The sequence below is a fragment of the Chitinophaga cymbidii genome (assembly GCF_007992715.1).
Classification (GTDB): Bacteria; Bacteroidota; Bacteroidia; order Chitinophagales; family Chitinophagaceae; genus Chitinophaga; species Chitinophaga cymbidii.
The window spans coordinates 2,361,948-2,385,250 of record NZ_BKAU01000001.1; the positions used below are offsets into that span (position 1 = coordinate 2,361,948).

A 23,303-nucleotide genomic window follows, 5' to 3' on the forward strand; every position below is an offset into this window, starting at 1 on the left:
CAACGTGGTCATACACCTTCGCGCTCGGATAAAAGCTGTTTCACCATATCCTCCAGCTCTTTCACCCTTTTTTCAAGGTCGGGCAAATTTCTAAAAATTGCCTGACTTTTCAGTGAACTTTTATAATCATAGGCCGGAGAACCCGTCAAAGACGTGTTGGGCGTGGTGATAGATTTTGAGAGCCCGCTCTGGGCATTGATCTTCGTGCCGTCCGCGATCTGGATGTGCCCCACGATGCCTACCTGCCCGCCGATCACGCAGTTCTTCCCGATCTTGGTGCTGCCGGAAACGCCGGTCTGCGCCGCAATCACAGTACTGTTGCCGATCTCCACGTTATGGGCGATCTGGATCAGGTTGTCCAGCTTCACGCCCGCATGGATCACCGTAGAGCCCATGGTGGCCCTGTCTATCGTGGTATTGGCGCCGATCTCCACATCGTCGTGGATCACTACGTTCCCTACCTGCGGCACTTTTTTATAGGTGCCGTCCGCCTGGGGCGCAAAGCCGAAGCCGTCCCCGCCGATCACGCAGCCGGCATGCAGGATCACCCTGTTGCCCACCACGCTGTTATCATACAGCTTTACGCCGGGGTACAGCACGGTATCGTTGCCGATCTTCACATTGTCCCCCAGGTATACGCCGGGATATATCTTAACATTGTCACCCAGCACCACATTTTCGCCCAGGTAGGCGAAAGCCCCGATGAACACGCCCTGGCCCATTTTTACGGTAGGGGGAACATGCGATGGCTGCTGGATGCCGGTCTTAGCGCCCGCTCCTACCATTTGCTGGTATTTTTCCAGCAGCAGCGCGAAGGCGCTGTAGGCATCCTTCACCCGGATCAGGGTCGGCTTTATGCTGCCTTCGATCACGAGGGAGTCATTCACGATCAGGATCGACGCCTGCGTGGAATGGAGGAACTCCTCGTACTTCGGATTGGCGATAAAGCTCAGCATACCGTCACCCGCCTCTTCTATCTTCGCGATATTGTGCACCTTCACGTCCGGGTCCCCTTCCAGCTTCCCGTTCAGTATGGTAGCCAGCTGTAATGCGCTAAATTGCATAGTTATAAATTGAAATGTTACCTTCCAGGCCGCGTTTACAAGATATAAATGTATTCCCTAACATATTAAGTCTATATAAATCGTTGTTAGCCTAGATTTTTGGATGACAAATGTAGAATTTTTTTATCGGTCTTGCCAATGTATGCGATACAAGAGCATTATCGATCGAAGAAATGTCCCTCACAGCGCCATCCCTGAATAAAATATTGATCTTCTCGTCATGGTCGTCATAAGCCCTGAGACTGGCCGTATCGGTAAATACGAAGTAACCGGCCTCCTCATCCGTCAGTCCCCATCTTTTTTTTACTTTATCCTTTAATTCCGTCACTTTCCCTTCCGCTTCGGCCTCCTCCATAAAGGTGACCTTGAAAAGTTGGCGGTTCACCAGCCACTGGCAAAGGAGGCTCAGCACCTTGTCGGTATGCCCCGTCCACACCTTGATGGCGCCCATGATATCATAATCATCCAGCAGGCAGAACTGCAACAGGCATTCCTCATCGTTTTCAAACTCCTTTCTCCCGATGCGGTTATATAAAAAATACCGCAGGGCGGGGGAGGCGAACAGCTCCACGCCGCTGATGGCGAGCGCTTTTGCCCTGTGCAGCACCTTTACCAGCATGTTCTCGGCGCTCAGTACCGTTTTATGCAGATAAACCTGCCAGTACATCAGCCGCCGGGCCACGATGAACTTTTCTATCGAATAGATGCCTTTTTCCTCCACCATCAGCTCTCCGTTGTGCACCGTCAGCATCTTGATGATACGGTCATAGCTGATCACCCCTTCGGAAACGCCGGTGTAAAAGCTGTCCCGGCTCAGGTAATCCATCCGGTCCACATCCAGCTGGCTGGACACCAGCTGGTGCAGGAAAGGCTTGTGATAGCGGTCGTTGAATATTTCCAGCGTACCGTTCAGCGCACCGTTCATTTCCCGGTTGAGGGACTGCATGAGCAGCTGCGAGATCTCCTCGTGGGAAACGTCTTCCACCAATGCATGTTCCAGCGCATGGGAGTAAGGCCCGTGGCCGATATCATGCAATAATATAGCCATTTTCGCCGCCACTTCCTCATCCTCCGTGATCGCCACTCCCTTACTCTTCAGCTCGCTCAACGCACAACTCATCAGATGGTAAGCTCCCATACTGTGGTGAAAACGTGTGTGCATAGCGCCGGGATAGACCAGGTGCGCAAGCGCCATCTGGTGGATCCTGCGTAAACGCTGGTAACAAGGGTGGGATATGAGGCTGAAAATCAATGGATGATCAATGGTAATGAATCCATACACCGGATCATTAACTATCTTTCGTTTTCGGTCATTCATTCGGAATTTTTAAAAACTACCGGTACAAAGCTAACTTTTTCCGATAGCAAGGTATTGCGTGACAGTTGATATTTTAACAAATATTTTAGCGCCGGACCCGGAATTACAGGTTTTAACAAATTAAATCATCCCGGGGGAATGATTTTTGACGGATAGGTGTAATTTTAAAAACATGAACCAAATCAACATACTCTGGGTGGATGATGAAATAGAATCTTTGAAATCGCAGATCATTTTCCTCGAAAGTAAAGGCTATAACGTTTCCGCCCTCACCAATGGCTATGATGCCCTTGAATTTCTGAAAGACAATATTGTGGACGTGGTGCTGCTGGACGAGTCCATGCCCGGTATCACCGGCCTGGAAACCCTTGCCAGGATCAAGGAAACGAACCAGCAGGTGCCCGTGGTGATGATCACGAAGAACGAAGCGGAGAACGTGATGGACGAAGCCATCGGCTCGCAGATCTCCGACTACCTCATCAAGCCCGTGAACCCGAACCAGGTATTGCTGTCCCTGAAAAAGATCATCGACAATAAACGGCTGGTGGCGGAAAAGACCACCACGGCCTACCAGCAGCAGTTCCGCACCCTGTTCATGGCGCTCAACGATAACCCGAACCACGCCGAGTGGGCGGACATCTATAAAAAGCTCGTGTACTGGGAAATGGAGATGAGCAAGAGCGACAGCCCTGAAATGCAGGAAGTGCTGCAATCCCAGAAAGCTGAAGCCAATACGGAGTTCGCGAAATATATCAGCCGGCATTATGCGGACTGGATGCAGCCCAAAGCGAAAGACGCGCCCGTGATGAGCCATACCCTCTTCACGGAGAAAGTCGTGCCCAACCTGGACCCCTCCGTACCGAATTTCTTCATCCTGATAGACAACCTCCGTTACGACCAGTGGAAGGCCATCCAGCCGATCTTTTCAGAATCTTTCCGCCTCGTGGAGGAAGATGCCTTTTACAGCATCCTGCCCACTTCCACCCAATATTCGCGTAATGCGATCTTTGCGGGCATGCTGCCGGTGGAGATAGAAGCGAAGTTCCCGCAGGAGTGGCGGAACGATGATGAAGAAGGCGGCAAGAACCTCTACGAAGAAAAATTCATGGCCGCCCAGCTGGCAAGGCTGCGGATGGACCCGCGCTTTTCTTATACGAAAGTGGTGAATCATACGGACGGGCAGCACCTGGTGAACAACATGCACAACCTGCTGGACTATCCGCTTAACGTGATCGTCTATAACTTTGTGGACATGCTCTCCCACGCCCGCACGGAAATGGAAGTGCTGAAAGAGCTGGCCGGCGATGAAACCTCCTACCGTTCCATTACCGCCAGCTGGTTCGAGCATTCACCGCTGCACCAGGCACTGAAGAAGGTGGCGGACAAAAAGATCAACCTGATCATCGCTACGGATCACGGCAGCGTGCGCGTGAAAACGCCGGTGAAAGTGATCGGCGACAAGCAGACCACCACCAACCTGCGCTACAAGCACGGCCGCAACCTGAACTACGATCCCAAGGAGGTACTGGCCTTCCGCGACCCGCGCGATGCCGGCCTGCCGAAGCCAAATGTCAATTCTTCTTATATCTTTGCCCGCGAAGACGGATATCTTTGCTATCCCAATAACTATAATTATTTCGTGAACTATTACCGCAATACTTTCCAGCATGGAGGGATCTCGCTGGAAGAGGTCATCGTACCGGTGGCGAGAATGGTAAGCAAGTAACGGATCAAAAAAAGAAACAGTCATGAACCTGAAAAGTACCCCCAACAACCTGGCGAAACTGGAGAAGATCTTTGAAGAGGCCAAGTACATCCTGCGGTACGAGAAAGGCACTTTCAACTCCGGGTACTGTATACTGGAACACAAGAAGGTGGTGGTGATCAACAAGTTCCTCAATATCGAGGGAAGGATCAACACGCTCATCGATATTTTACCGTCCATTTCGCTGGAAGAAGGCTTTCTGACGCCGGAATCGCAGAAGCTGTACCGCCAGGTGCTCGATAACCGCGCGGCGGAAGATGCGGCGGACGCGGCGGGAGAGAATACATCTACAGAAACACCAGAATAATTGCAAGCATCTTGAAAGTAACATTCCTGGGAACGGGTACTTCACAGGGCGTGCCGGTGATCGCCTGCCCCTGCAAGGTCTGCGCGTCGGATGATGCGCGGGACAAACGGCTGCGCAGCAGCATACTCATCCATTCCGGCGCCGGTAACATTGTGATCGATACCACGCCGGACTTCCGCTACCAGATGCTGCGCGCAAAAGTGAAACACCTCGAAGCCGTGCTCATCACCCATTCGCATAAAGACCATATCGCGGGAATGGACGATATCCGCGCGTTTAATTATTTCCAGCAACGCCCGATCGACATCTGGGCCTCTGAATTTTCGCAGGCCGTGATCATCCGCGAGTTCGCCTACGCTTTTGCGGACTTCAAATATCCCGGCATCCCCGAGATCAACCTCAAAACCATTACAGACGATCCTTTTACGATCAACGGCCTCACCATCACGCCTATCAATGTGATGCATCACAAAATGCCCGTGCTCGGTTTTCGTTTCGGCGATTTCACCTATATCACGGATGCGAATTACATTGCGCCGGAAGAAAAGGAAAAGATCAAAGGCTCAAAGGTGCTGGTGCTGAACGCGCTGCGCCGTGAGCAGCATATCTCGCACTTTACGCTCGATGAAGCGATCGCGCTTGGAAAAGAACTGGAGATACCGCAGGTGTACTTCACGCATATCAGCCACCAGCTGGGGTTGCATGCGGAAGTGGAGCCTACGCTGCCGGAAGGCACGGCGCTGGCGTATGACGGGTTGACGGTGGAGTTGTGAGCATCCCTCTGTTGATTTTTAAAATAAAAATCCGACATTCGGTGCAGATCAAATCCATTGTTTGTGCCGAATAAATTCCTGACTGATTATTGCAGCTTTTCCCGCCGTGAGCGTACCGGCATCGCCGCCTTGCTGGGCCTGGTGCTGATGCTTTTCTTTTTGCCGGATGTTTGGGATGTTTTACGGAAGGATGTGGAAACCGTTGATACCGCCGGGTTCCGGCTGGCTTCGGAGCAGTTGGCTGTTATGTTGAAGCTGGATACGGTGGCGGTGAAACGGGATTACAGTTACCGGAAAAGAACGTATGCAGCAGACAGTGCTTCGCGCTTTGAGCGATATGAAAGAAGCGATGGCGCTTCTGGTTTTGAAAAATATGAGAGGCCGCCTCGCTTTGAACGATATGAAAGGAGAAACGCCGCACCGCGTTTTGAAAAATATGACCGCTTCCCACGCTTCGAAAAATATAAAAGAACCCCCCCGCTCACCGCGCTGGACATCAATACCGCCGATACATTATTGTGGGAACGCCTCCCCGGCATCGGCCCCGTGCTTTCCCGGCGGATCGTGCTGTTCAGGGAGCGCCTCGGCGGCTTCCATGATATCCGGCAGGTAGCGGAAACATACGGCCTGGCCGATTCCGTATTCGTAAAAATTCAACCGTTGTTGCAACTCGGTGATGTTTCTCTAAGAAAGATCGATCTCAATAAGACAGATGAAAAATCTTTAGCCGATCATCCATATATAGATACGAAACTGGCCCGTGCGGTCATACGGTACCGCAATAACCACGGGCCTTTCAGGAGCGTAGAAGGACTGAAGGCCATTGCATTGGTGGATGAGGTTATTTATCGTAAACTTGAAAAATACTTAGTGGTCAATTAAAAACAATTTCAGTTATGAATTTTCAGCCAACGGAAATGCAGCAACAGATCGCGCAGGTGATCAGGGATTTTGGTAAAACGAACATCCAGCCTCATGTATTGGCCTGGGATGAAGAGCAGGTATTCCCTGCGGCATTGTTTAAAGAAATGGGCGCGCTCGGACTGATGGGCGTGCTGGTGCCGGAGCAGTACGGCGGCTCCGGTCTCGGATACCTCGAATATGTAACCGTGATCAGCGAGATCGCGCGGTACTGCGGCGCGATAGGACTAAGCGTGGCAGCGCATAACTCGCTTTGCACGGGTCACATTCTCCAATTCGGCAGCGAAGAACAAAAGCAGTCATATCTCCCGAAACTCGCCACCGCGGAGTGGATCGGCGCATGGGGCCTCACGGAGCCCAACACCGGTTCCGATGCCATGAACATGAAATGCACCGCGCGGAAGGAAGGCAACGAATGGGTGATCAACGGTACGAAGTGCTGGATCACCCACGGCAAAAGCTGCGACGTGGCCGTGGTGATCGCGCGTACCGGTGAGGTGCGGGACAGCCACGGGATGAGCGCATTCATCGTAGAGAAAGGTACGCCCGGTTTCAGCGGCGGCAAGAAGGAAAACAAGCTCGGCATGCGCGCATCGGAAACAGCAGAGATGATCTTCGACAACTGCCGCATCCCGGAACAAAATCTGCTCGGCAGGGAAGGTGACGGCTTCATACAATCCATGAAGGTGCTGGACGGCGGCCGTATATCCATCGCCGCGCTTTCCCTCGGCATCGCCAAAGGCGCCTACGATGCCGCATTGAAATATTCGCAGGAACGTCACCAGTTCGATCAGCCGATCGCGAACTTCCAGGGCATTTCCTTCAAGCTGGCGGACATGGCTACGCAGATCACCGCGGCGGAGCTGCTCACCATGCAGGCGGCAGACCTCAAGAACCGCCATCAACCCATGACCAAACAGGCTGCCATGGCCAAATACTATGCTTCCGAAGTAGCGGTGGCCGTAGCGAACGACGCCTTGCAGATCTTTGGCGGTTACGGCTATACGAAAGATTTCCCCGTGGAGAAGTTCTATCGTGATGCGAAGCTGTGCACGATCGGGGAAGGCACTTCCGAAATTCAGAAGATCGTGATCGCAAGAGAAGCGCTGAAAGGATAAACGGAAGCTTTACATGCTGCTCATTAAGGGGAAGCAAATGGCCGGGCCGCAGAAATGGGCTTTGTCAACGCTTCAGTTTGCCGTCCGTGCTTTCTGTAGCCGCTGATGCCTGAGCCGTCAATCTTCCTTCGCAGCTCTGCAAAAACGGTTAAAATTCCACATAAAAACCTCCCGAAACCGTTAGTAACTTCCATCTTTTAGTCAATCGATTGCAAATTTCTAATAGATTGATTCTATTAGGCTTATGTTTTTATTTATTTCTTTTTATGTCGATGTTTTTTTACCTTGCGGGCATTAGACTTTCCTACCATGACCACTTTTGAAGAAAAACTCGGCTCCCTTTTCCCGGCGGAGACAGACATCCCCGCAGCATTCCGGCTGCCATCGGAAGTCCATCAGCGTGAATATTTATCTGATGGCGTTATGAAGACATGGAACGGCGACGTACATACCGTGCTCTCCCCCATCTGTATTAAAACCACCAAAGGTCTTGAGCGAAAGGTGATCGGCTCTTACCCCCTCTGTGGCGCGGAAGAAGCGATGGCCTCGCTGGACGCGGCGGTAAATGCCTACCAGGACGGCCGCGGAGAATGGCCCACCATGCCTGTTTCCGAGCGCATCGCCTGCGTGGAGAAATTCACCGGCAGAATGATCGCCAAAAAACAGGAGGTGGTGCAGCTCATCATGTGGGAGATCGGCAAGTCGTACGCCGACTCCGTGAAGGAGTTCGACCGCACGGTGGAATACATCAACGCCACCATCGACGCGCTGAAAGACCTCGACCGCAAATCTTCCGGCTTTACGATCGAGCAGGGCATCATCGGGCAGATACGCCGTTCCCCGCTTGGCGTGGTGCTGTGCATGGGGCCGTTCAACTATCCGCTGAATGAAACGTTCACTACGTTGATCCCGGCGCTCATCATGGGCAACACTTTGCTGTTCAAACCGCCGAAACACGGCACCCTGCTGCATTACCCCCTGCTGGAGGCTTTCCGCGACTGCTTCCCGAAAGGCGTGGTGAACACCATCTACGGCCGCGGCAACGTGATCATTGCGCCGCTGATGGAATCCGGCAAGATCAATGTGCTGACACTCATCGGTTCCAGCAAGGTGGCCAACCAGCTGAAGAAAATGCATCCCAAGATCAACCGCCTCCGCGCTATTCTCGGTCTTGACGCGAAGAACGCCGCCATCATCACGGAAAAAGCGGACATCGATCTCGCGGTGAAAGAATGCGTGCTCGGCTCATTATCGTTTAATGGTCAACGTTGTACCGCCATCAAGATCATCTATGTGCACCGCAGTGTGGCGGATGCTTTCCTGGAGAAGCTCTCCGCCGCGGTATCCGAGCTTAAAGCCGGCATGCCCTGGGAGCAGGGCGTATTCCTCACGCCGCTGCCCGAGCCGCACAAGCCGGGTTACCTGCAAAGCTGCGTAGCGGATGCGGTTGCCAACGGCGCAAAGGTGATCAACGAACACGGCGGCGCCTCCACCGCATCCTTCGTTTATCCCGCCATCGTATATCCTGTCAATGAAAAAATGAAGCTGTACCGCGAAGAGCAGTTCGGCCCGGTGATCCCCGTATTGCCTTTCGATAATATTGAAACGCCGATCGAATACCTGATCGAATCAGACCACGGCCAGCAGGTGAGCATCTTCACCAACGATGCCACAGAACTCGCCACGCTGATCGATCCGCTGGTGAACCAGGTGAGCCGTGTAAATATCAATTGCCAGTGTCAGCGGGGACCAGATATTTTTCCGTTCACCGGAAGAAAAGATTCCGCGGAAGCTACGCTGTCCGTTTCCGACGCTTTACGCGCGTTTTCCATCCGCTCCATGGTGGCTACAAAACAAACGAACGAGAACAAAGCGCTCATTAATGACATTGTAACGGCACAATCTTCAAATTTTCTTTCAACAAAGTATATTTTTTAGTAAATTATAAACGTGCTGGCCTGCTAAAACTTAGCAGGCCAGTGTGGTTTTATTTTGATAATTATCATGATTTACATCATTTGTGTGATGGAAATATGTAAACAGAAAGTTAAATTTGGGTTAAATACTTTCCTTACCAATTTATCAACCTAAAACAAAACAGAAAGATCGAGAAAATTTCTACTCCAAATTTAAGCCGCCTCATTCGGGGCGGCTTTGCTTTGGGGCCGGCGCAAAGAAATTAAACGTGAATGCCCGCAACGCCCTCGGCGGGTAACCGTACATGTTTCTGAAAGCCGTAGAGAAATGATTCGGAGAGCTGTAGTTCAGATGGTCAGCGATCTCGTTGACATTCATTTTTCCCGCTACCAGCAGTTGCCGCGCGGTTCGCATTTTCAGTTCCTGCACATAACTGAAGACGGTGCAATGGAATAGTTGCTTGAAACCTTTTTTCAGTTTGAATTCGTTCAGCCCGAATTTCCTGCAAAGCATGGCCAGGCTGAGGTCCGCCTGCAGATAATGTTCGCGGAGGAAGGCTTTTACCTGGTGAAGGCGTTCCAGATCGGCTGCCGGAATTTTTGGAGCAGCGGGCTGAATGTTGAAGTGGAGGAGGGCCTGCAGCGGGTCCCACATATCCTGGTCCTGATGGGGAAAGTACTGCACATGGTCAGCATGGCGCGCATGCAACGCCTGAGTTGTCGTTTTTGGGGTCATGTCTTTATCCGTTTTTCGTATATGTTTATCCATTTCCCGTACGCCTTGCCGGTATACGGAGGAATAACTTTGCGCAAAAATAATACATAACATGTTGCGGAAAATACTGAAATGGACAAGTGGCGTGATCGGCGTATTGCTGGCGGCCCTCGCTATCTTTTATTTTGTAATGCGTATGCGCGTGAATGGCAAACGCGATAAAATTTACGACGTAGAAGTACGTATGATCGATATTCCGTCGGATTCCGCCACCATAGCATATGGTGCGCATATCTACGCGATCAAGGGGTGTAGTGACTGCCACGGCGCAAATCTCGGCGGAAAAGTTTTCCTGGATGATCCGATGATCGGATTACTGGCGGCGGCGAACCTGACCAAAGGCAAGGGCGGCATTGCAAAGGACTACAGTGACCGCGACTGGCTTCGCGCGATGCGGCATGGCCTGCGGAAAGACGGCCGTTCGCTGCTCGTGATGCCTTCTTACGAATTCTGCCAGTTCGACGATCATGATATGGCGAGCCTGATCGCTTTTTGTAAATCGCAGCCGGCGGTAGATAATGAGCTGCCTGTATTCCACCTCGGGCCGCTCGGCACTGTGCTGGCGGGATTGGGACAGCTACCGCTGATCCCCGCGGAAAAGATCGATCACCATATGAAGCAGACCGCAAAGGTAGAAAGGGCGGTTACGGCACGTTATGGGCAATACCTTGCTGCTTCCTGCTCCGGCTGCCACAAACCGGATTACAAAGGTGGCGACAGTCCCATTCCGGGCGGTACGCCGGTAGCGGACATCTCCGCCACGGGCAATGTGGGGAAATGGACCTTGCAGCAGTTCGTCACCGCTTTGCGCACGGGCAATACGCCGGAAGGCAAACAACTGAAGAATGAGGATATGCCGTGGAAGATGACGAATAATTACACGGACGAGGAGCTGCATGCGCTGTTCCTCTATCTTAAGTCTATCTGAAGATTTTTTTCCGCCACGTAGGGGTAGGGAGCTTTTAGTCGCGTTATATAAACGCATCCATATTAAAAAACGCAGAGACGCATATCATGGCGTCTCTGCTTCAAAAAGTTGTGAATATGTTATTACTGATCGTTGCGTTTGTGAGAAATCTCGGAGATCTGGCTTATTGTTTCCTGCACGACGTTTACCGGATGATGGTACGCCCCGCTTAATCCAGGAAGTCTTCCGCCGCGTCTGTTTTCTTCGGCTGGGAGGCCATGCCCGTGAACCATGCGTCCACATTCCCCGCGATCATCGGCGGGAGTTTGCTTTTTACAAAATCCTTTACGGCTTCGATGGCTTTTACGGCCTGTTCATCGTTGATGCCTGCCTTTTCTTTCAATTGATCTATCAGTTCCTGCATATGATCGGTTTTAAGCTACTTTCAGTTTTACGAGTGTGCTGTTTTCCAGTCTTTCTTCGGCATAAGCGCGGGTGAGCACGAATGTTTTTTCGTCGGTGGAGGGAAGGTGGAACATCGCGTCCGCCAGCACCACTTCGCAGATGGAGCGAAGGCCGCGTGCGCCCAGCTTGTATTCCAGGGCTTTGTCCACAATATATTCCACGGCGTCGTCTTCCACTTCCAGCGCAATGCCTTCTACCGAAAAGAGTTTTTTATACTGTTTGATGAGCGCGTTGCGCGGCGCGGTGAGGATGGCGGTGAGCGCTTCCTTGTCCAGCGTATTCAGGTAAGTAACTACGGGCAGGCGGCCGAGCAGTTCGGGGATGAGGCCGAATGACTTCAGGTCCTGTGAGTTCACGTAGCGGAGAATGTGCTTGCGTGCATCTTCTTCCTTGTCCTTGTTCACGGTGAAACCGATGGAGTGCGTCTGGATGCGGCGGCTGATGATGCGGTCCACACCGTCGAACGCGCCTCCGCAGATGAAGAGGATGTTCTGGGTGTTCACTTTGATGAGCTTCTGCTCGGGGTGCTTGCGGCCTCCTTGCGGCGGTACCAGCACTTCTGTTCCTTCCAGCAGCTTCAGCAATCCCTGCTGCACGCCTTCGCCGCTTACATCGCGGGTGATGGAAGGGTTATCGCTTTTCCGGGCGATCTTGTCTATTTCATCGATATATACGATCCCTCTTTCCGCGGCTTCCACGTCGTAATTGCAAACCTGCAGCAGGCGGGTGAGGATGCTTTCCACATCTTCGCCCACATAGCCGGCTTCCGTGAACACGGTGGCGTCTACGATGGTGAAGGGGACGTTCAGCAGCTTGGCGATGGACTTGGCCAGGAGGGTTTTGCCCGTGCCGGTTTCGCCTACCATGATGAGATTGCTTTTTTCAATCTCCACATCATCTTCGGCCACCTGCTGGTTCAGTCTTTTATAGTGATTGTATACGGCAACGGCGAGAATTTTCTTGGCGTCGTCCTGCCCGATCACATAATCGTCCAGGAACTTTTTGATTTCCACGGGCTTGGCCACTTTGGGAACGAAATGAGAAGGAGTGGTTTTTTTTATATCCTGCGGCATCAGTTCCTGCTCGATGATCTCCTGCGCGTTAGCCACGCAGTTTTCACAGATATGTCCGTCTGCACCTGCAATCAATATGCGCACTTCGTCTTTTCCGCGGTTGCAGAACGAGCAACGTATTTTGGACTCTTTCATTTAATCTTTTTTATATGTTTTGCTTCCCGTTACCCTGCCGGGAAATACAAATTTACATTTTTTTGCCGAGGGAAGGGCTTTTGCGTTACCGGCCGGGGAAAAAAGCTCCGGGGTTGCAACAGCAATAGCCAGTTGCAAATGCAGCCAATTACAGCGGCGCGGCCGGCTTGCACATGGGAGGCGGAATCCGGGCCGGCGCTGCGTTGCGCATTTCCGGGAAGCCTTGCAACCGGGAGCCGCCTCTCGGGCATCATATCCGCCAAACAAAGAGGGCCGGCCCTGCGGCCAGCCCTTTGAGTATTATTGCGGATTATTTTCCGCTGCTTTCTTTTTCGGATTTTTATCGAGCACATCGTCGATGATGCCGTATTCCTTGGCTTCTTCGGCGGTCATCCAGAAGTCGCGGTCACCGTCTTTTTCCACTTTTTTAACGGGCTGGCCGCAGTGGGAGGCGATGATCTCGTTCAGCTCTTTTTTGAGCTTCACGAATTCGCGGGCGGTGATCTCGATGTCGGAGGTCTGGCCTTCCGCGCCGCCGTGCGGCTGGTGGATCATCACGCGGGCATGTTTCAGCGCGGTGCGTTTACCTTTGGAGCCTGCTACCAGCAGTACGGCGCCGAAGGAGGCGGCCATACCGGTACAGATAGTGGCGATCTCCGGGGAAACGATCTGCATGGTATCATAGATGCCCAGGCCTGCGTATACGCTGCCACCAGGGCTGTTGATATACATCTGGATGTCACGGTTCCGGTCTGCTGATTCGAGGAACAGCAGCTGGGCGGTGATCACGTTCGCCACGTAGTCGTTGACAGGATCGCCCAGGAAAATGATGCGATCAGCCATCAGGCGGGAGAACACGTCCATTTGCGTTACGTTCAGCTGGCGCTCCTCGATGATGTAAGGCGTCAGTGAATTGATCTGGTGCCGTGCATAACTGTCTACCACCAGGCTGCTGATACCGCGATGATGGATGGCATATTTCCTGAATTCGTTGTTATTAATGTTCATGATGGTGATGTTTATGAGGTAATTTTACAAATTCTTCTGCAGTTATTTCCTCTTCTTTCACTTTCACCTTCGTTTCTACCCAGTCAAACAGTTTTTGGGTGATCATTTCGCGGTAGGTCTGGTCCACATATTTTTCATCCTGCAGCAAACGTTCCAGGTAGCTGTCCAGCCACTCTGCCTGTTCGCCGCCGATCCCGTAGTATCCGGTGATCTTGGCGCGGGCGTTCTCCTTCAGTTCTTCGAAGGTAACTTCCAGTGAATTATCGCGGATCAGTTTGTCGCTGATGAGTGTCCAGCGGAGCTGGTGGTCGAAATTCGGGTAATCTTTCTCGGCTTCCTCAGCTGTTTTGGGCGTTTCTCCGCCTTTTTGCAGCCAGCGTTTGAGGAAATCTTTGGGAAGCTCGATGGGTGTTTCGTGCACGAGGGTTTCAAACAAATCGTTGTGGAGATGATTAGTGGCTTCCTGTTTCCAGTATTTGCCGATCTCCTCTTTCAGTTTGTCCCTGAATGCTTCAACGGTGGTGATATCCTGACCGGGATATATTTCCTTAAAGAACTCTTCGTTCAGTTCTCTTTTTTCGATCAGGCCTACTTTGGTGATGGTCAGCTGGTAATATTTCTTGCCGGTTTCCTTGTCACCTGCGTCCAGGCCGAGGTCTTTGGCGATGAATTCCAGTCTTTCCTTGTCAAATGCCTTGGAGAGCTGCACTACGATGGTGTCGCCGGCTTTTTTGCCTTGCAGTTTCTCCTGGATGGCGGGCGCGAAGTATTTCAGCAGCAGCGAGTTTTCCTTCTTTTCGGCGTCTTCGGCAACATTGCCTTTGGCATCGCTTTCCCTGAATTCTACGGTCAGCACATTGTCTTCGGAGGAAATAGACTCGGGCTCGGACATTTTGCCGCCTTTCAGCTGCAAGCGTTCGATCTCCTGGTCTACCATTTCGTCGGATACTTTCACGGCGTAGCGGGTAACGGCTGTTTTGTTCAGCATGCCGTCCACATCAAAGGAAGGCTTCAAGCCTACTTCAAAGTTAAAGTCGTATGCAGCAGGCTGCGCGTAATCAAAGTTTTTAGCTTCTGTGTCCAGAGAAAGCGGTTGGGCGAAGATCTCCAGCTTTTCCTGCTGCAGGTAGCCCATCAGTTCTTTTTCCACGGTTTTGAGCACCTCGTCGGCAAAGAGGGCTTGTCCGCTCATTTTCTTGATCATGCCCGGGGGCACCTGGCCTTTCCGGAAACCCGGGATATTGGCGGTTTTGGAAAAATGCTTGACAGCTTTTTCGAAGTTGGGAAGGTAATCTTCCTGGCTCACTTTCACAGTGATCTTATCATTTAATAAACCAATGTTCTCTCTGGTTACGGTTGCCATTTTTTGTTTTTGTTATAATATTTAAAACACAGAATAAACGAGCTATTCCAGGTCAGTGAAGCACTTACACGCGAAGATTGTGCCATGCGCCTGCGGGGCGGGAGTCCCTGCCTTTTTAGCAGGCCGGCGGCAGCGATTGTCAGCCGATGCTGGTCATTTACTGTCAAACCGGATTGAAAAGAATATGGGAGAAGGAACCCGAACCCTGTAATCTGCCGCATCGATTTCATCTAAAATACTGATTTATAGCCAGTTGGAAAAAATCAGACGAGGCAGCGAAGCGCGAAGATAGTGCCTTTATGTGATTCTTGCCCGCCACAAGGCGGCAAATTTTTGCGGGGAGGCCGGGCAGCGTGGGAAATTGTGCGGGAGCATGTACCCTATCGGGGGCAATTTGGATAACGGTCACCGCAATATTTCGTCGATGTAACGATAGGCCTCCATGCGTACATCTTCCGGAAAGTCGTGCCCCGCATCGGGATACCGCACCTGCAAATGGCCGGCAGCGCCAAGGAATTGATAGACTTCTGCTGCTTCGCGGATGCCTTTTTTTACGCCCTCCACATCAAAGTTACCGTCTTTCACCGGCGAGTTGGAGAAGAACGCCCGCGGCGCGATAGCGGCGATCACTTCCGGAAAATCAAAAGGAATATTTTCCAGCTTGTAACGGTCACGGATCAACGGCATATAACGGTCCTGCGCCCAGGGGCCGAGCCTTCCGCCGTACCGTTTCGACGCTTCTTCACCGATGTTGTAATGATCGAACTTCGTCCATCCGCAACTGGCTACCACTACTTTAAGGCGTTTGTCGAACGCCGCGGCGAACATGGCATTATGGCCGCCGAGGGAGTGCCCGAGCACGCCGATGCGTTCCGGGTCCACATCATTCCGAGAAGCAAGCAGGTCAATGCAGCGGATGTGGGAAAACAGGGCTTTCATGGTGCCGGACTGGTAGCGGTCGCTATGAAAATCATGATCAGCCAGGTCGCCCATGCCCGGGTAATCCGGCGCAATGACCACATAGCCCCGTTCCGCCAGCTCTCTGGCATGCGCGCGGTTAGGTTTGGGGCTTGCGCCGTCCACGATCTTTTTTCCCGGCGCCCCGGTGCCGTGCAGCACGAGCATGGCGGGCAGTTTCCGTATAGCGCCTTGCTGTTCCGGTATGTACAGGTACGCCGGCACCCATTCGCCGGGGGCGGCGAGGAAGCGGATCTCGAGGCGGGTGTAGCCATTCCGTTTTTCACTGCTCTTTATTTCCATTTGAGGGGCTTTGCGATGGTCTATTGCCGGCAGCGGGCCCATCACCTGCTGCATGCTGTCGAGGATCTGCGCGCGTTTTATGGTCCAGTCCGATTTTGTTTTTACGGGTTGATGATCGCCTTTTTTATCGATATAGGTCAATAACCCGCCGGGAAGCCGGAAGCCGAGGCCGATTAATGAAACAAGGCATACGATGGCCAACAATAAAGGAAGTAGCTTTTTCATCGATATACGATTAAGATGTCTTCTAAAATACGCGTAAAAAGATTCAAATAAAAGAACGACCACCAAAGGGCAGCCGTTTATTTTCTTATCAAAGAACGGATGACTATTTTTTTAGCTGCTGGCCGTTGATGGTCACGCCGGTAGACCTGGCAGCCTTGTACATCTCTTTTTTACCCGGCTCTTTTACCGTAACCTTCGTTAGTTTCGTGTCGTGCACATCATCCATCACCAGCGCATGCCGGTAATCTTTCTTTTCGCAGGTGAGCGTCAGCCCGTCGATCTGGATGTTTTTGGCGTGGCGGATGAAGAGCCCCCAGGCCGGCAGTTCCCTGAACATGGAAAATTCCGGGTAAGCATTGGCCCTTTCCGGGATGCTGTCCAGCGCCACCTTTGCAAACAGCGGGTTGCCGCCGCCGGGGTAGCGGATGGTGATGTTCTTCATTGTAACGTTGGAGATCAACGCATCCGGCATTCCCACGATCGATGAAGGCGAGATGTTCCGCGGCATGTCTTCCACCGGGCCTTCGTATTCATAGCCGGCATCCGGTTTGGTAGCCGGTATTTCCGCGTATACGTCCGTTATCCGGATATTTTCCAGCCGGCCTTTTTTCCCTGCAACCCGCTCGCCTATACGAAGAAAGATGGCGTTGCCGGTGTTGTAGGCTTCCAGCCCGTTCACCTCCACGTCTTCCAGGTATCCGCCGTCTACCGCCTGTAACGCGATAGCGGAGCGGTACGTGTCGAATACTTTTACGTGATTGATCCTTATCTGGCTGAAACCGCCGTAAGAAGCGGTGCCGAACTTGATGCCGTTTGCGCTGGAACGCACGGTACAGTTCTCTATCAGCACGTTTTTGCAGGCTTTGGCAGCGTCGTGGGATTTCAGGCAGATGCCGTCGTCATCTGAATCGATATAAGAATTGGTGATCTTTACGTTCTCGCAATCTACGATGTCGATGCCGTCGTTATTCCAGTAGGCTTTGCTGTCCACAGTGATGCTGTCCAGATGCAGGTTTTTACACTGGTCGTAGGTTTGCACCCAGCTGGATGAATTTTTCAGGATGATACCTTTTACGAGCACGTTGCTGCAGCCGCGGAAATTGATCAGCATGGGCCTGCTTTCAGCTTCCGGCCGGTCGTACCGGAAGCCGTCCTTTATCAGTCCTTTATGTATCATGTCTACGATGTTCCGCGCGATGTAGCGGCCCTGCCCGTCGATATACCCTTTGCCGGTGATGCCGATGTTTTCCTGGTCGTATGCAAAGATGAGCGCGGTGAAAATTTTGCGGTCGTAATCCCAGGGATTGAGCGAGCCGATCAGCGCGGCGCCTTCCTGCAGTTGCAGGGTGACATTGGATTTCAGATGAATGGAGCCGGTAAGGTACCGGCCTACATGGAACACTAGCCTGCCGCCGCCGTTCTTGTGTATGAAATCGATCGCGTACTGGATGGACCGGGTGTTGAGCGTTACCCCGTCTGAATGAATGCCGAAAAGAGAAGCCGGGTAATCTTTCGCCTGTGTTGTGAACGGTATACTAAAAGCAAGAACGATCAATAGTCTTTTGAGATGCATAAGTCTGTTTTTTAGATTCTTACATAAGGCGTGTTCCCCTCTTCCGAAGTTACGGTTACCGGGCCAATGAGCCCCATGGGTTGTATGGGCTGGTTCTTCCTGGCTTCGTTGGTCCAGTATTGCGCTACACGGTTATCTTTTAATGTTTTCATGTAGTTGCCCATATTGGTGATGATCTTTATCTCGATGGCGTTATCGCCTGTTTTCAACAGGTTGCCGATATGGCAAAGGCGCCGGCCGTACCATTGAATCCCGCAGGACTGCCCATTCACCGTTACTTCGGAAATGCCGTGAGCTTTGCCGAGGTTCAGCCATGCGGCGTCGTTCTGTTCCGCCACCTGCATGGTATGACGGTAGATGACCGTGCCGGTGAAGTGCCGGAACGGTTCCAGCTCTGCCAGATCTTTCAGGTCGTCCATCGATATCTCGTTCACCGATCCGTTCTGGTGTCGGAACTCAACTTTCCATGGACCGGTCAGCGGGTCGCCGCCGTTGAACTGCAATGTTTTCAGCGTGGGCCCTTTGCGGGTTTTGTCGAATACCAGCACGCGGGAATCAGCGGGACCAAGGTCCATGCGCACCAGTCCTTCAAAGTCGGCGATGTGATGTCTTTCCCCGTTGTCCGGGTTCCAAAGCCAGGCTTGCCTGTTGCGGCTGATCTCTTTGGAAATGGTGATGTCCATCGTGTATGCTTCGTTCATATGCGAGTTGGTGAAGAACAGCACTTCGGCATCTTCCACCTGGTAGCGTACCTGCGTAACGAAATTTTGCGGTTTGTGGATGTCTGCATATGGACGAATGAGGTATTGTTCCTGGATATTTTTATACCAGCTGATAAAATCCTTTTCCGGTTTTTTCAGCAGGATGAAGTTGTCCGCATGCGTTTTCATTTTATCAACCAGCGCTTTCACCTGCTGATCGCGCTGTTCGTGATCTTTCCATCCGGCGGATTTTTCCGGCCATGCTTCGATGCAGAACACGCGGCCGCCCGCGAGGATGAAATCATATAGTTTTTGTAAGGTGGATGGTTCGAGGCTCCGCACTTCGATGAGGAATATCGTGTGGTATTTACGGGGACCGTAGTGCATGAAGCCGTTCTTCATGGTGGCGTCGCGTATCACGTTTTCGGATATATAGTCGCAGCCGCTGCCGTTCTTGTGGATGGCTTCCCATATCAGCGTCTGGTATATCGGGTGGATGATGTTGGGGAAGGGCTCGTTCTGCGCGCTGTAGATGCCCCACATGTCCGCGATCGCCGGCAGTATGGCGATGTCCGCAAACATCTCTCCCTGTTGCAGCAGGGCGGAGAGACGGGCTTTGTAGTCCGTAAAACGGCGGAAATACGGCCACCAGGTATTTCTTTCGTTATAAAATCCGCCATACCTGATCCAGCCGGGGTAAGGCGCATCGGGCGGGGAGTAGTTGAAGCCGTGAAAGATGGGATGGGTAACGCCGGAGATGGTGCTCTGGTCGCCGGCGATCTTCAGTATCTCGAGCGAGTCGTTGAACACCATGTCCGTGTTCGTCAGTTCTTCGGCGCTGATGTATTTTTTTCCTTTCAGGTGCGCGGCGGAAGAAACGTATTTGTTGATCATGGTATAAGCCCTGCCAATGCGGGGATCGTCTTCCGGCATTTTTTCCCCGATGCCGTACTTCAGCCAGGTTTCGCATTCCGGCAGGTCAAATGCAAAGCTGCCTTCCAGCAGCGAATATCCTCTGCCATATGCCTGTACACGGGATTTGACGTTATTCTTCCGGCACCACTCGGCAAATGGACGGATGAATCTTTCTTCGAGCAGCTCCATTTTCGTTATCTCGAAATCATAGCGCATGCGCTGTATCCTGTCTTTCAGCGCGGGTCCGAGCGCTACGCCGTAGTTGTAGTCGTACGTATTGCCCATGCCCGCGATCTTCAGCAGTACGAAAGGGAGGTAGGGGAAGAGGTCGTATCCCCTTCTCTTTTTAAATTCCTCCATCATGTCGCTGCTCCAGTTGGCGCCTTCCAGCTCCATGCTGTCGGTGAACAGCGCGCGTACGTAGTTGGAGAGCGGGCCGATGCGTTGCTGGATGGTGTCGGTCATGTGGTTGAGGTACTTTTCCACAGCCTGTTTGTTGTAGTGGTTGAGCACGGGGCCGTTGGCGCCGGGCGCGCCGTTGATCACTTCCATAAAGCCGTCTACCTTGATGAGGCCGTACAGCGCGTATTTTCCCTGGGGGATGTGGATGTTGAGCACATCGTCTTTTACTTCGTTCGTGAGGTCTTTTACATCATCCAGACTGTTCAGCGGATCGGGTACCAGCATCACTTTCATCATTTCCATTGTTCTGCCGGGGAAGGGGGAGGTGATGGCGGGATCTGCTTCTTTGAACAGGTCGAACATGGATGATTCGTATTCCAGCGGGCCTTCCAGCTTTTTGACGGCTATCACCACGATCTGCGAGCGTTCTTCGCCTTCGAGGTACTCCGCGCCGAAGGGCCAGCCGGAGCCTACGATCAGGTCGCAGGTCATGCCGAGGGATTGCGCTTCTTTCAGTGCAGCGAGCAGGAGATCGTTCCATTCATCGCTGAGCCAGATGACGGACCTTTTGCCCATGTCGTCTGTTCTGGCGGGGAACTTGATGGGGTTGATCTCCACGCCGCCGATGCCGTTTTCTTTTAACAAGCGCAGTTCGCGGATCAACTCGTCTTTTTCGATCTTGTCGCCATTCCACCACCAGCGTACGAAAGGGCGGTAAACGGGCTGGGGGTCTTTGAACAGGCGGTACAGGTCTTTCACGGCGGCGGCGCTTTCGGTAAAGGCGGCCCGGGCGAGGGGGGGCAGGGTTTGTACAAATGCGTAGCCGGCTGTTAAGAATGATGTCTTGAACAGGAAATCTCTTCTTTTCATCTGTCAATTACTTTTGGTTGTATCTCTTATCAAGAAAGTCTTTCATCCAAAGGTTCACGCGCCATTGCTCTTCCTGCGGCGTGCCGCTGCGGTTACCGAAAACCATGTAAGGCGGTGGCCCGAACTCCGGTGTGATCGTGCATTCACTGGCTCCGTTGGCCCGTTGTTGCGCCACCCATTTATCCCAAATGGAAAGATGCGCCTGCAGTGCTCCGGCGTATTCCGGGGCTGCGGGGTCCCATACCTGCGGGCCTTCTGTGTGGCCTACTCTTGCATGTACGTGGCGGGCCTGCCGGATCGCTTTTTCCACGGTATCCTGCTGATCTTCCAGGTAACTTTCAGATACGCAGAACCAGTGTGAAACATCCAGCGTTAGCGGGAGGTCGGGAAATTGCTGCAGGATGGGCGCTACCGCATGCGCGGCATACGACCATTTGTTGCGGTGCGTTTCCTGGTAAACAGGTACCTGCATCTGCTGGCTCACTTCTTTGCAGGTTTCAATGCAGGATGTGATCTGCGCGGTGGAATAGTATTCCCTGCCGGTCTGCGCCGTTACAAACAAAGGCCGGTAGCGGCAGAGGTCCGTGAGCTGTTCTTTTAATGCGCTGATATATCCTTCAAAGTTTCCGGGCGCATTCACCACGGCCATTACGATGGAAAATTCCAGGCCATATTGCTGCAGGAGCGGTGGCACAGTGGCGGGCGGGGTGCTTTCGCCGTTAGGGAACCATTCTACGCCGGCGTAACCGGCGGCTTTTACATTTTCGAGGAAGCGGGCCCAGGGAATTTGCTCGCTGCCCCAACGTGGACAAAAGAATTTTACTTGCATGTATTCATTTTGATCAATAACCTTTATTCTGTACGAGCAGCTTGTTGTATTGCATTTCCCGGAAGGGGATGGCGTACACCAGCCGTTCGGTAGTTACTTTATAAGACGATGGCAGCAGATAGCCGTAGTGCAATTTCATATAATTCCCGTAGGCCGTCATCACGGGAATGGCGCGTTCGGTGCGTACGAGATCCAGCCAGCGGTGATTCTCGAAAGCCAGTTCTATCCTTCTTTCATGCGCGATGATCTCCCGGAGCTGTGCCTGGTCTGTAGTGGTGATGTCGCCCAGATCGGCTCTGTCCCTTACGCGGTTCAGGTGCGGCAGCGCTTCCCCGGAGCTGCCGGTTTCATTGAGGCATTCCGCCAGCATCAGCAGCACATCCGCATACCTGAATACCGGCCAGTTGTCGCCCGTATTGTTCACGGTGGTGTAAGGCGGATGCAGGTATTTTCTGATGAAGCGCTTGGCCACTTTGCCCGCGGGCGGGCCGGGGTAATTTACGACACTGACGATTTTTTCGGGAATAAAATCCGCGTCGGCGTCCAGGTGCCCTTCTATGATGCCGATGCTGGCATCCAGGCGTTTGTCGTTCGGCTCGTAGGCGGCGAGGATATCGTCGGAAGGCACGTTCCATCCGCCGTCGCTGTTGTTGTAGGAAATACCGAGGATATTTTTGGTGTCCGGCGTAACGGGAATAAAGCGGTAGATGAGATTGCCCTGCAGTCCTTCCGTGCCTTCCTTGTATTGTATCTCGAAAATGGATTCGCGGCTGTTCTCATTGGCGGGTGTAAAAACGGATGCGTATTCCGGAAGGAGGTCGTAGCCCATTTGCGTGACGCTTTGCAGCAGGGGAACGGCATCGGCAAAGCGCTTGCGCGTCATGTATACCAGCGCCAGTTCGGTAGCTACCATGCCTTTGGTGATGTGGCCGGACTGCGGAAATACGGAAGGCGGTTCCAGGAGGGCCAGGGCATCGGTGAAGTCGCTGATGATCTGCGCATACACCGTATCCACGCCGCTGCGGGGCAGGAATGATTCGGAAACGGCCTTCACTTCATGGAGGTGAAGGGGCACGCCGCCGTAGTGCCGCACGAGATCGAAATAATAATGCGCGCGCAAGGCTTTTGCTTCGCCCACGATCTTTTTCCGGTCTGCTTCATCCATCTCGAAAGTGATGGTTTCAATCCTGTCCAGGATCACATTGGCGCGTGACACGCCTACGTAGGCGGACCGGTAACGGTTTTCCACCACGCCGTTGGTGGCTTCGTCCATGAAATCCGCCAGTTGCTCATATCCAGCGCCGCCGCGGTCTTTCGCGTTGTAATCGTAATGCGTATTGTCCGATCGCATTTCATCCATAAAGAACGCGATGTTGTTGATGCCCGAACCGGCTTCGTAGGTGCCGCGGGTGGGGTTGATCGCGCCTCTGAGCGGTACGTAAGCGCCGGTCAGTGCCTGCATGAAATCTTCGGTGGAGAGGAAGAAGTTTCCTTCGCTCAGCTGCCCTTCCGGGTATTCGTCCAGGAATTTGTCTTTACAGGCAGATAGCAGCAACACGGCTGCCAGCAATATGTTTATCCATCTATTCTGTTTCATCTGCTGAAATTTATGTTTATGGT

The 23,303-nt window shown here is 52.6% G+C and carries 19 protein-coding genes; 7 read left to right on the forward strand and 12 right to left on the reverse strand.

All coding sequences use genetic code 11. The features are described 5' to 3' along the window. Positions 1–8 precede the first annotated feature (8 nt). Positions 9–1,064, reverse strand: a complete 1,056-nt coding sequence (lpxD, locus tag CCY01nite_RS09845; protein ID WP_146860145.1) for a UDP-3-O-(3-hydroxymyristoyl)glucosamine N-acyltransferase — start codon at positions 1,062–1,064, stop codon at positions 9–11. 91 nt (positions 1,065–1,155) lie between these two features. Then, complete coding sequence (locus tag CCY01nite_RS09850) at positions 1,156–2,226, reverse strand: HD domain-containing protein (RefSeq protein WP_246129900.1); 1,071 nt, start codon at positions 2,224–2,226, stop codon at positions 1,156–1,158. A gap of 328 nt (positions 2,227–2,554) precedes the next feature. Here CCY01nite_RS09850 and porX point away from each other — a divergent pair, with 328 nt between their 5' ends. From porX to CCY01nite_RS09880, 6 genes are all read left to right on the forward strand, one after another. After that, positions 2,555–4,108 (forward strand): T9SS response regulator signal transducer PorX, encoded by a 1,554-nt coding sequence (gene porX / locus CCY01nite_RS09855; RefSeq protein WP_146860148.1) that lies wholly within the window; start codon positions 2,555–2,557, stop codon positions 4,106–4,108. 22 nt (positions 4,109–4,130) lie between these two features. Beyond that, the gene (locus tag CCY01nite_RS09860) at positions 4,131–4,454 is read left to right on the forward strand and encodes a hypothetical protein (RefSeq protein ID WP_146860150.1); all 324 of its coding nucleotides are present in this window, start codon (positions 4,131–4,133) and stop codon (positions 4,452–4,454) included. 11 nt (positions 4,455–4,465) lie between these two features. After that, on the forward strand, positions 4,466–5,227 hold the full coding sequence (locus CCY01nite_RS09865) for an MBL fold metallo-hydrolase (RefSeq protein ID WP_146860152.1): 762 nt from the start codon (positions 4,466–4,468) through the stop codon (positions 5,225–5,227). 63 nt (positions 5,228–5,290) lie between these two features. Then, the gene (locus CCY01nite_RS09870) at positions 5,291–6,109 is read left to right on the forward strand and encodes a ComEA family DNA-binding protein (RefSeq protein WP_146860154.1); all 819 of its coding nucleotides are present in this window, start codon (positions 5,291–5,293) and stop codon (positions 6,107–6,109) included. A gap of 14 nt (positions 6,110–6,123) precedes the next feature. After that, complete coding sequence (locus CCY01nite_RS09875) at positions 6,124–7,266, forward strand: acyl-CoA dehydrogenase family protein (protein WP_146860155.1); 1,143 nt, start codon at positions 6,124–6,126, stop codon at positions 7,264–7,266. A gap of 309 nt (positions 7,267–7,575) precedes the next feature. After that, complete coding sequence (locus CCY01nite_RS09880) at positions 7,576–9,204, forward strand: NADP-dependent glyceraldehyde-3-phosphate dehydrogenase (RefSeq protein WP_146860156.1); 1,629 nt, start codon at positions 7,576–7,578, stop codon at positions 9,202–9,204. A gap of 201 nt (positions 9,205–9,405) precedes the next feature. Here CCY01nite_RS09880 and CCY01nite_RS09885 read toward each other — a convergent pair whose 3' ends face one another. Next, on the reverse strand, positions 9,406–9,918 hold the full coding sequence (locus CCY01nite_RS09885) for a helix-turn-helix transcriptional regulator (RefSeq protein ID WP_186830987.1): 513 nt from the start codon (positions 9,916–9,918) through the stop codon (positions 9,406–9,408). Positions 9,919–10,009: 91 nt separating this feature from the next. Between CCY01nite_RS09885 and CCY01nite_RS09890 the strand changes: the two genes are divergently transcribed. Next, positions 10,010–10,885 (forward strand): c-type cytochrome, encoded by an 876-nt coding sequence (locus CCY01nite_RS09890; RefSeq protein WP_146860158.1) that lies wholly within the window; start codon positions 10,010–10,012, stop codon positions 10,883–10,885. A 208-nt stretch (positions 10,886–11,093) separates the two neighbouring features. Here the strand turns inward: CCY01nite_RS09890 and CCY01nite_RS09895 are convergent, their stop codons facing one another. From CCY01nite_RS09895 to CCY01nite_RS09935, 9 genes are all read right to left on the reverse strand, one after another. Continuing rightward, positions 11,094–11,288, reverse strand: a complete 195-nt coding sequence (locus tag CCY01nite_RS09895) for a hypothetical protein (RefSeq protein WP_146860159.1) — start codon at positions 11,286–11,288, stop codon at positions 11,094–11,096. A 10-nt stretch (positions 11,289–11,298) separates the two neighbouring features. Then, positions 11,299–12,537, reverse strand: a complete 1,239-nt coding sequence (clpX, locus tag CCY01nite_RS09900) for an ATP-dependent Clp protease ATP-binding subunit ClpX (RefSeq protein ID WP_146860161.1) — start codon at positions 12,535–12,537, stop codon at positions 11,299–11,301. Positions 12,538–12,837: 300 nt separating this feature from the next. Next, the gene (clpP, locus tag CCY01nite_RS09905; protein ID WP_146860163.1) at positions 12,838–13,545 is read right to left on the reverse strand and encodes an ATP-dependent Clp endopeptidase proteolytic subunit ClpP; all 708 of its coding nucleotides are present in this window, start codon (positions 13,543–13,545) and stop codon (positions 12,838–12,840) included. Further along, entirely contained in the window at positions 13,535–14,908 is a 1,374-nt protein-coding gene (tig, locus tag CCY01nite_RS09910; protein WP_146860165.1) for a trigger factor, read from the reverse strand. Before tig ends, clpP begins: the two co-directional genes overlap by 11 nt. A gap of 405 nt (positions 14,909–15,313) precedes the next feature. Further along, entirely contained in the window at positions 15,314–16,393 is a 1,080-nt protein-coding gene (locus tag CCY01nite_RS09915) for an alpha/beta hydrolase family protein (RefSeq protein WP_146860167.1), read from the reverse strand. A 103-nt stretch (positions 16,394–16,496) separates the two neighbouring features. Beyond that, positions 16,497–17,966, reverse strand: coding sequence for a glycoside hydrolase family 28 protein (locus tag CCY01nite_RS09920; protein ID WP_146860169.1), 1,470 nt, complete (start codon positions 17,964–17,966; stop codon positions 16,497–16,499). An 11-nt stretch (positions 17,967–17,977) separates the two neighbouring features. Then, the gene (locus tag CCY01nite_RS09925; RefSeq protein WP_146860171.1) at positions 17,978–20,854 is read right to left on the reverse strand and encodes a glycosyl hydrolase; all 2,877 of its coding nucleotides are present in this window, start codon (positions 20,852–20,854) and stop codon (positions 17,978–17,980) included. Positions 20,855–20,861: 7 nt separating this feature from the next. Beyond that, positions 20,862–21,683 carry an IolE/MocC family protein gene (locus CCY01nite_RS09930; protein WP_146860180.1) on the reverse strand — a complete coding sequence of 274 codons (822 nt, stop codon included), beginning with the start codon at positions 21,681–21,683 and terminating at the stop codon, positions 20,862–20,864. 13 nt (positions 21,684–21,696) lie between these two features. Then, the gene (locus CCY01nite_RS09935) at positions 21,697–23,280 is read right to left on the reverse strand and encodes a RagB/SusD family nutrient uptake outer membrane protein (protein ID WP_146860183.1); all 1,584 of its coding nucleotides are present in this window, start codon (positions 23,278–23,280) and stop codon (positions 21,697–21,699) included. Positions 23,281–23,303: the final 23 nt, after the last annotated feature.

What these genes read in the sequence shown, in the direction of transcription:
- lpxD (WP_146860145.1), bottom strand. Translation starts at nt 1,064, where the DNA reads ATGCAATTTAGCGCATTACAGCTGGCTACCATACTGAACGGGAAGCTG.
- CCY01nite_RS09850 (WP_246129900.1), bottom strand. Translation starts at nt 2,226, where the DNA reads ATGCACACACGTTTTCACCACAGTATGGGAGCTTACCATCTGATGAGT.
- porX (WP_146860148.1), top strand. Translation starts at nt 2,555, where the DNA reads ATGAACCAAATCAACATACTCTGGGTGGATGATGAAATAGAATCTTTG.
- CCY01nite_RS09860 (WP_146860150.1), top strand. Translation starts at nt 4,131, where the DNA reads ATGAACCTGAAAAGTACCCCCAACAACCTGGCGAAACTGGAGAAGATC.
- CCY01nite_RS09875 (WP_146860155.1), top strand. Translation starts at nt 6,124, where the DNA reads ATGAATTTTCAGCCAACGGAAATGCAGCAACAGATCGCGCAGGTGATC.
- CCY01nite_RS09880 (WP_146860156.1), top strand. Translation starts at nt 7,576, where the DNA reads ATGACCACTTTTGAAGAAAAACTCGGCTCCCTTTTCCCGGCGGAGACA.
- CCY01nite_RS09885 (WP_186830987.1), bottom strand. Translation starts at nt 9,918, where the DNA reads ATGACCCCAAAAACGACAACTCAGGCGTTGCATGCGCGCCATGCTGAC.
- CCY01nite_RS09890 (WP_146860158.1), top strand. Translation starts at nt 10,010, where the DNA reads ATGTTGCGGAAAATACTGAAATGGACAAGTGGCGTGATCGGCGTATTG.
- CCY01nite_RS09895 (WP_146860159.1), bottom strand. Translation starts at nt 11,288, where the DNA reads ATGCAGGAACTGATAGATCAATTGAAAGAAAAGGCAGGCATCAACGAT.
- clpX (WP_146860161.1), bottom strand. Translation starts at nt 12,537, where the DNA reads ATGAAAGAGTCCAAAATACGTTGCTCGTTCTGCAACCGCGGAAAAGAC.
- clpP (WP_146860163.1), bottom strand. Translation starts at nt 13,545, where the DNA reads ATGAACATTAATAACAACGAATTCAGGAAATATGCCATCCATCATCGC.
- tig (WP_146860165.1), bottom strand. Translation starts at nt 14,908, where the DNA reads ATGGCAACCGTAACCAGAGAGAACATTGGTTTATTAAATGATAAGATC.
- CCY01nite_RS09915 (WP_146860167.1), bottom strand. Translation starts at nt 16,393, where the DNA reads ATGAAAAAGCTACTTCCTTTATTGTTGGCCATCGTATGCCTTGTTTCA.
- CCY01nite_RS09920 (WP_146860169.1), bottom strand. Translation starts at nt 17,966, where the DNA reads ATGCATCTCAAAAGACTATTGATCGTTCTTGCTTTTAGTATACCGTTC.
- CCY01nite_RS09925 (WP_146860171.1), bottom strand. Translation starts at nt 20,854, where the DNA reads ATGAAAAGAAGAGATTTCCTGTTCAAGACATCATTCTTAACAGCCGGC.
- CCY01nite_RS09930 (WP_146860180.1), bottom strand. Translation starts at nt 21,683, where the DNA reads ATGCAAGTAAAATTCTTTTGTCCACGTTGGGGCAGCGAGCAAATTCCC.
- CCY01nite_RS09935 (WP_146860183.1), bottom strand. Translation starts at nt 23,280, where the DNA reads ATGAAACAGAATAGATGGATAAACATATTGCTGGCAGCCGTGTTGCTG.